The sequence below is a fragment of the Microbacterium sp. KNMS genome (genome assembly GCF_053851835.1).
The window spans coordinates 123,624-129,899 of the sequence record NZ_JBSQBP010000009.1 but is presented as its reverse complement, the minus strand read 5'-3'; the positions used below and the strand labels follow the sequence as shown (position 1 = coordinate 129,899).

The window sequence follows — 6,276 nt, the reverse complement described above, 5'->3', positions numbered from 1 at the left end:
CTCCGGAATCCTCTTCGGCATGATCATCATCTTCCTTCCAGACTCGAAAGGAAGCGGCATCAAACCGGGGACGGTTCGGAGAGAGTGCTCGGCCTTGAGGGCGACGACGGCGTTCACCTTGTCCGTCGTTTCTGGTCCATCAAGGCCCGCAATTTTCCCAAGTACGCGTTCTGCGCCCGCAGATACTCGTTCTCACGCCGCAACCGCTCCAGCTCCGACTCCTCAGCCCGCGGCGAGCTCGCCCCGGGTGGGCGGCCTCTCCGCTTCGGCCGTAACGCGTCCTCGCCCTCGTTGCGATACTTCCTCGCCCACGTCTTCAGCAGGACCGGCGAGGTCAACTCCGCCTCTTCCGCCAGCTCCGCCGCCGACTCCCCGGCAAGGAACCGTTCCACCAGGGCGAGCTTGAACTCGAACGAGTACGACGGATCGCCTCGTTTGACCACCAGCGCTCCTCTGCCACGGATCCGCCAACGTTGATAGAGGCGCCTGACCGGATCGCGTGGCGCGCCCAGCAAGGTCGACACCGCCCGATCAGCGAGACCCTCCTCGAACGACGCTACCGCTGCCAACCGCTGCGCCTCAGTGAGAGAACTTCTCGGATGCAAAGAACTGACCCCCAGGAGTCGAGACTGATTTCTCAGTCCAACTCCCGGGGGTCAGTTCATCTCTCGACCGGGGCCTTCCGCTGTGCGCGAGGGGGACTTGAACTGACCTCGACTCCCTCGCGCTGCGAATCTCGACCTAGCGTTCTGCCGCCTAAAATCAACGATCTACGACGTGTGCCCTGTCGATAACTCCACCGGGTACCCCGACCTACAGGTTGCCTAGCACGTTCGTTAGCACTTTTCGGGGTGGGGGCGTCTATGGATGTTGGGATCGGCCGCGGATAGTAGTGATCGTCAGTCCACGTCGTTTCAGCAGCGCCGCCACGCGATCTCGTCTCGACTGACACGCTCAGCCCGTCGCCGTGCCAACACTGCTTGCTCGGTGCGATGCGGAGTCTTCGTCGGCATCGTCCCCGGTCGCGAAGAGCGATCTTCCAGCCCGAGATCGCCCTGGTCACGGTAACGGGTGATCCACCGCGCAACACACTGACGAGAAACGCCCATCGCTGCAGCGATATGAGCTTGAGGCCATCCCCGCCGAGCACGAGCGATGATCAAACAACGGCCATGAACCGTCACACGAGCGTTGCGGTGAGCCGTGTCTTCAGGGAAGAGCCACCGGATGCGACTCCACCGAGGCGGCGACCGGAAAGCCAACCGCGCGCTCCATATGATCGTGGTCGTTAGGCTCAGATACGATGCCCGAACCATCAACTACGTGCAACGTCGGCTCAGCGACTGGCTCTCCAAGAAAGATGTTCTGCGTAGTCTCAAACGCTTCATCGCGCGCGAGGTGTTCCATGACCTCAAAATCGACCTCGGAGCGACTTGACATCTAGTAGCACCGTCCCGGAGGTTCTCCGCTTCCACAACCCCCTCGGCTCCCGGGAACGATCGACGCCGCATGTCGGCGGCCGCGGTCCCGTTCCCCAATGCCGGGGTCACTTCGCCCACCTCGTCTTAACGTTCACGAACTCCCGGATCCCCCAGGCACCGAGCTCACGACCGTACCCGGAGTCCTTGATCCCACCGAACGGCAGCCCGAAGAACGACGCGCTGTTCCCGTTCGCGAACACCCCGCCGAACTCGAGTTCTCTCTGGAAACGAGAGATCTCCTCGTCCTCGCACGTCCAGACGCTCGCGGCCAGGCCGAAGTCGGAGTCGTTCGCAAGCTTGATCGCCTCGTCGACCGACTCCACCCGATAGACGCAGGCGACCGGCCCGAAGCACTCCTCGCGGTAGATGCGCATCTCGGGGGTGACTCCGGTGAGCACGGTCGCCGGGTAGAAGTAGCCCGGCCCCTCCGGCAGCTCGCCCCCGGTGTGCACGGTCGCCCCCTTGTCGATCGCGTCGCTGACCAGTTCATGCGCTTCCGCCCTGACGCTCTCCGTGGCCATCGGTCCGAAGGTCACCGAGTCGTCGAAGGGATCGCCAAAGGTGGTAGCGGCCATGCCTGCGACGAAGGCCTCGAACCACTCATCGTAGACGTCCGTGTGCACGTAGAAGCGCTTCGCGCAGATGCACGACTGACCGCTGTTCTGCGTTCGCGACACGACACCCGAAGCAGCGGCGGTCTGCACGGCGGCCGAGGGCATCACGATGGAGACGTCTGTGCCGCCCAGCTCGAGCACACTCTTCTTCAGGTGCCTACCGGCTGTCGAGGCGACTGCGGCGCCGGCACCCGTGGAACCGGTCAGTGTGACGGCGCGGATCCGCCGATCCGCGAGGAGCTCAGAGGCCGCTGCCCCCTCGATGAGCAGGGTCTGGAACGCCCCGCCCGGAAAGCCGGCGCGCTCGAACAGCTCACCGAGATAGATCGCCGTCTGCGGCACGTTGGAGGCGTGCTTGAGCAGGCCCGTGTTGCCCGCCATGAGCGCGGGGGCCGCGAACCGGATCACCTGCCAATAGGGATAGTTCCACGGCATGACGGCGAGTACCGTGCCGATCGGCTCATAGGTCACCTCCGCCCGAGATGCCCCGACCGACTCGGGCGCTACCGGTGATTCCTCGCGGAGGTACCCCTCGGCGTGATCCGCGTACCAGCGCATGCCGTTCGCGGACTTCGTCACCTCGTACAGCGAGGTGGCGAGGGTCTTCCCCATCTCACGGCTCGCGAGCGCTGCGAGCTCCTCCTTGTCGGCGTCCATGAGGTCGGCCGCCCGATGCATCCACTCCGCCCGCTGGGCGAACGAGGTCTTCCGCATCGTGGTGTTCGCCTCGGCCGCCCGACGCAGCATCTCCTCGACCTGCTGAGGCGTATGCGCCTCGAACTCCCGCTCGATCACGCCGGTCGAGGGGTTCACTGATGCAATTGCCATTTCATTCCTCCTAGTTTCTCGAGCACGAATCGACCCGCCGGGTCACAGTTCGCGTCTCCTGCGCGAGTCGGCGATGAAGTCGCCCTGACGCATGGCGAGCGCGACGATCGTCAGTGTCGGGTTCGCCGCGGCTCCCGATGTGAACACCGAGCCGTCGGAGACGAACAGGTTGGCCACTCCGTGGACCCGTCCTCGCGGGTCGACGACGCCGTCGGCCGGATCGGCGCTCATCCGAGCCGTGCCCAGGTTGTGCCCCGAGGGCATCGCCGGGGCGCGCCAAACGCGCTCGGCCCCGACCGCCCTGAACATCTCCTCGGCGCGCTCAGAGGCGTGGTTGCGCATGGCGACGTCGTTCGGATGGTCGTCGTAGTGCACCTCGGGAGCGGGGAGCCCCCAGCGGTCGGTCAGGTCCTCCGCGAGTGTCACCCTGTTGGTCGGCTGCGGCATGTCCTCGCCGCAGATCCAGCTGGTGGCCGTGTGTGTGTAGGCCTCGACACGAGAAGTGAAATCCCTTCCCCACGCTCCGGGATCCATGAACGTCGTGAACGACGGGAGCCCCTGCGAGATGGTCTCCAGGTAGTAGCCGCCGACGAACCCTCGCGAGGGGTCGTGCCGCGACTCGTCCGAGACGATGCCGGCCATGTTCTCGCCGCGGTACATGTGCACCTCTCGGGGGAACTGCGCGTAGACCAGCCCGGTGGTGTGTCGCATGTAGTGGCGTCCCACGTGGTCCGAGTTGTTGCCGAGACCGTCGGGATGCCCCTTCGTCGCGGAGAGCAGCAGGAGCCGAGGGGTCTCGATGGAGTTGCCCGCCACGGCGACGATGCTGGCACGTTGATGGCGGGTGGTTCCGGATCGCTCGAGGTATTCCACCCCGTCCGCCCTGCCGTCGGCGCCGAGGGTGATCCGTACCGCGTGCGCCTGGGGTCGCAGTTCGAACCGGTCGGTCGCGATCGCCTTCGGTATTTCGCTGACCAGGGGCGTCCACTTCGAGCGGCGTCGGTCGCCCTGCGACGAGAAGCCGTCCTGGATCGTTCCGGGACGTCCGTCGTAGGGCTCCACGTTCGTCGCGTACGGCCCCGTCGCGTAGTGCCGGTACCCGATCCGCTCCGCACCGTTCGCGAGAACACGATACGAGGTGTTGGCGGGCATCGGGGGCCGGCCGCCGCGGGCGGAGACCCCCATTGCGTCCTCCGCCTCGCCGTAGTAGCCGTCGATCTGTTCGAGGTCGAGCGGCCAGTCGGCGAGCGACGCTCCGGTCACATCGCCGTACGTCGACCCGATGCGGAACTCGTGCGCCTTGAATCGCGGGGTCAGCCCGGTCCAGATGAGGGCTGTGCCGCCGACGGCGTGTCCGTTCCAGGCCGGCAGCGCCGGCGAGTCCTTCGCGAGCGTCCAGCTGCCCGTTGCGCGCCGGGGTTCGAGCCATGAGAGCTGCTCGAACGCGATCCGCTCGTCGTCGATGAAGTCCTCGTTGTTGATCCACGGGCCGGATTCGAGCATCACCACGTCGAGGCCGGCCCTGCAGAGCCTCAGCGCGAGGGAGGCGCCGCCCGGCCCGGATCCGATGACGACCGCGACGTCGGAGTCGTCGAGTGCGTACTGCCTCATGACCGCGCCTCCTTCTCTCGCACGGGAAGCGGCCCGATCTCCACGAGCGCCTCCTCCGGTTCTTCGACGCGGGGGTCGGGCAGCCACGGGAGCTCGTCGAAACCCCGGTGTAGGTACCCGCCCAGCGCGTAGGACGGCCCCGGGTAGCCGACGTGCTCCCACACCTCGCGGTCGTCGTACAGGTAGAAGCAGACGCGGCTCTGCAGCACGGCGAAGAACGGCTCCGCCTGCCGGCGCATGAGCCAGGAGGTCCTGGATTCGAGGGAGCTCTCGGAGATCGCGCCGAGATCCCGTTCAGCGTCGACCATGCCTCTCTGCAGCAGCTCGGCGAGCTCGGGATCGAGCATCGCCTCGGCGACGATACGCGCCGCCGTCCGTTCATAGGGGGCATCGGCGATCCGGTCGTGGGGATAGAGGGCTCGAGCCAGCGCGACGAGAGACGGCAGCGAGGCGACCGCTGGCAAGGCGGTGAAGTGGTTGTTCATACGGATCATTCCTGTTTGAGAGTGTCGGTGGGCCGCCCGCGCGGACGGCCCACCGGTGTGCGTCGTTACATCTCGCGGTTCTGCCACGGCCCGGGGAAGCTCGGCAGGTCTTCGCCGCCGAAGGAGGCCGAGTGCGAATCGGGCATGCCCTCGTTGATGCTGAGGGTCTCCTCGAGCTCGTCGCTCGTGATCGGCACCTGCGGCACCACCCAGTCCTCGGGGATCTCATTGCCCTGCCAGAGCTCCGAGAGCGCGAGGATCGCCGTGCGCCACTGGAATGCCGAGTAGACGCTCGCGAATCCGTCGATCCCGCGCTCATCCCAGGCTCGGAGGTAGGACATGTTGTCCTCGCCGGTGACGATCGGCACATCTACCCCGGCGTCCTCGAACGCCTCGATGGCCGGCACCGACTGGTCCCCCAGATCCACCCACACCGCATCGATCTCGCCCTTGGCGATCTCGTCGGTGAGCGCCTTCTTGATCTCCGCGGGCTCGGCGCCAGTGAGGTAGTCGGTGTACTCGATCCCGGCGTCGTCGAAGATCTTCTGCGCGGCCGCCCATCGCGACTCGAACACGTCGACGCCCGGGGCCGTGCGCAACGCGACGACCCGGCCGCCGTCCGACAGCCGATCGGCGATGAACCCGGCGGAGTCCATGCCCCACGCCATGCCGCCGACGGAGTGGATAAAGGTCGTCGGGCAGTCGCTGTTCACCTTCCGGTCGAAGACGATCACCGGCTTCCCCGTCTCGCAGGCCCGTTCGACGGCGGCCGTCGTAGCGTCCGGCGAGTACGGCGAGATGATGAACCCGTCGCAGTCTCCCTCGTTCACGAAGTAGTCGATGTCGGCCACCTGCGTGTCGTCGGAGTCCTGCGCGTCTCGGGTCTCCATCTCGGAGACGATTCCGGATTCCTGGAGCACCTTCGCCTGCTCGTTCATCGTGATCCAGCCGGTCTGTCGCCAGGTGTTGCTCAAGGACGCGTTCGCGAAGCAGACCTTGCCGGGCCCCTCGATCTGGTACTCGCCCGCCGGCACCATGTCTCCGGGAAGGTACTGGAGGTACGGCTTCGCGGGATCCCCCTCGAAGTCCGCGTTCCGCTGCTCGTCCTCGAGGTCGAACTGAGCCTGGTCGAACCAGGTGCTCTGCCCCTCGGCCCCTCCGTCGTCGAAGGTGTTGCCGCCCGGCGCGCAGGCCGCGAGGGAGAGCGCGAGTAGCACCGCGCCTCCGGAGGCCAGCGGTCTCATGCGTCGTTGCATC

6 protein-coding genes and 1 pseudogene are annotated in these 6,276 nt (G+C 66.3%); 1 reads left to right on the top strand and 6 read right to left on the bottom strand.

The window, feature by feature from the left end; genetic code table 11:
• Nucleotides 1–113: 113 nt before the first annotated feature.
• Both ACWXWW_RS07795 and ACWXWW_RS07790 read right to left on the bottom strand, forming a co-directional pair.
• The gene (locus ACWXWW_RS07795; protein ID WP_455969533.1) at nt 114–569 is read right to left on the bottom strand and encodes a helix-turn-helix domain-containing protein; all 456 of its coding nucleotides are present in this window, start codon (nt 567–569) and stop codon (nt 114–116) included.
• Nucleotides 570–914: 345 nt separating this feature from the next.
• A complete protein-coding gene (locus tag ACWXWW_RS07790; RefSeq protein WP_455969532.1) occupies nt 915–1,316 on the bottom strand; it encodes a helix-turn-helix domain-containing protein in 402 nt (133 codons plus the stop codon).
• On the opposite strand from ACWXWW_RS07790, the pseudogene ACWXWW_RS07785 reads away from it, so the two are divergent.
• Nucleotides 1,207–1,437 (top strand): annotated as a pseudogene (locus ACWXWW_RS07785) (transposase); the annotation flags it as partial. The gene ACWXWW_RS07790 and the pseudogene ACWXWW_RS07785 sit on opposite strands and share 110 nt — an antisense overlap.
• Nucleotides 1,438–1,546: 109 nt before the next feature.
• Here the strand turns inward: ACWXWW_RS07785 and ACWXWW_RS07780 are convergent.
• The 4 genes from ACWXWW_RS07780 to ACWXWW_RS07765 all read right to left on the bottom strand — a co-directional run bounded on the left by ACWXWW_RS07780 (nt 1,547) and on the right by ACWXWW_RS07765 (nt 6,263).
• Nucleotides 1,547–2,923: an NAD-dependent succinate-semialdehyde dehydrogenase gene (locus tag ACWXWW_RS07780; protein ID WP_455969531.1), complete on the bottom strand. Its 1,377-nt coding sequence runs from the start codon at nt 2,921–2,923 to the stop codon at nt 1,547–1,549.
• 42 nt (nt 2,924–2,965) lie between these two features.
• Nucleotides 2,966–4,534, bottom strand: a complete 1,569-nt coding sequence (locus ACWXWW_RS07775) for a GMC family oxidoreductase (protein WP_455969530.1) — start codon at nt 4,532–4,534, stop codon at nt 2,966–2,968.
• Nucleotides 4,531–5,019, bottom strand: a complete 489-nt coding sequence (locus ACWXWW_RS07770; protein ID WP_455969529.1) for a hypothetical protein — start codon at nt 5,017–5,019, stop codon at nt 4,531–4,533. The genes ACWXWW_RS07775 and ACWXWW_RS07770 overlap by 4 nt, the downstream gene beginning before the upstream one ends.
• A gap of 65 nt (nt 5,020–5,084) precedes the next feature.
• A complete protein-coding gene (locus ACWXWW_RS07765; protein WP_455969528.1) occupies nt 5,085–6,263 on the bottom strand; it encodes a substrate-binding domain-containing protein in 1,179 nt (392 codons plus the stop codon).
• Between the last annotated feature and the right edge of the window lie 13 nt (nt 6,264–6,276).

Excerpts from the sequence above, each read along its gene's own strand:
- ACWXWW_RS07765 (WP_455969528.1), bottom strand. The coding sequence starts at position 6,263 with ATGAGACCGCTGGCCTCCGGAGGCGCGGTGCTACTCGCGCTCTCCCTC.
- ACWXWW_RS07780 (WP_455969531.1), bottom strand. The coding sequence starts at position 2,923 with ATGGCAATTGCATCAGTGAACCCCTCGACCGGCGTGATCGAGCGGGAG.
- ACWXWW_RS07770 (WP_455969529.1), bottom strand. The coding sequence starts at position 5,019 with ATGAACAACCACTTCACCGCCTTGCCAGCGGTCGCCTCGCTGCCGTCT.
- ACWXWW_RS07775 (WP_455969530.1), bottom strand. The coding sequence starts at position 4,534 with ATGAGGCAGTACGCACTCGACGACTCCGACGTCGCGGTCGTCATCGGA.
- ACWXWW_RS07790 (WP_455969532.1), bottom strand. The coding sequence starts at position 1,316 with ATGGTTCGGGCATCGTATCTGAGCCTAACGACCACGATCATATGGAGC.